Source organism: Oleiphilus sp. HI0125 (genome assembly GCF_001635355.1).
This window is the reverse complement of sequence record NZ_LWGF01000904.1, coordinates 1-743: the sequence shown is the minus strand read 5'-3', so window position 1 is coordinate 743 and position 743 is coordinate 1. Positions and strand designations below refer to the sequence as shown.

At 44.3% G+C, this 743-nt stretch carries 1 protein-coding gene and 1 pseudogene; one reads left to right on the top strand and one right to left on the bottom strand.

All coding sequences use genetic code 11. From position 1 onward, the window contains the following. A partial coding sequence (locus A3762_RS27695) for a hypothetical protein (protein WP_197469296.1) occupies window positions 1–225 on the top strand: 225 nt, incomplete at its 5' end. Window positions 226–286: 61 nt separating this feature from the next. Here A3762_RS27695 and A3762_RS15675 read toward each other — a convergent pair. Further along, window positions 287–743, bottom strand: a pseudogene (locus A3762_RS15675) (Si-specific NAD(P)(+) transhydrogenase); the annotation flags it as partial.

The following is a 743-nucleotide window of genomic DNA, read 5'->3' as shown; positions in this document are numbered from 1 at the left end:
GCAGCAACAGGTATTGATATTATTGAATACTCACTACAAGACTTCTTAGATCGTACAATTGAAGAAGGTGAAGAAGCCGGTTTGAACACAACAACTCCTTGTGTTGAATCAGTACCCGCACTTGCTGATTGCTCAGCATTTGTTTTCTCTGATGGTTTCCACCCAAGCAGTACCGTTCACACGCAAGCTGGTCAAGAATTTCTTGAAGCTGTATTGAGCCAATAATCCGCTCTTGGATTGGGATCAGAGTGAAAAAACTCTGACCCCAATCTATATTCATATCCGTTTACCTTTGCCCTAACACCGATAGAGCTGCAACACGATAGGCTTCTGCGAGTGTTGGATAGTTAAAAATATTCTCTACAAAAATATCAACAGGGCTGTCGGATAGCATCGCCATCTGACCAATATGAACGAGTTCCGTAGCCCCTTCACCAACTATCTGAACACCCAAGATTTTCTTCCCTTGTGCATCGCAAATGATTTTCAACAAACCATCTTCTATACCACTGATCTGACCTCGAGAAATCTCTTCAAATTTGGCAACACCGACAATGACATCACCCTTGGCTCTAGCCTGTTGTTCAGTGAGCCCAACGCCTGAAATTTCAGGAATGGAGTAAATACCTGCTGGAATCAAATCTGCCATTTTACCAACGCTAATACCTAAGGCATTTCGACTTGCACGGCGCCCCTGCTCCATCGAAGCCGAAGCCAAAGATGGCGGGCCAATTACATCACCA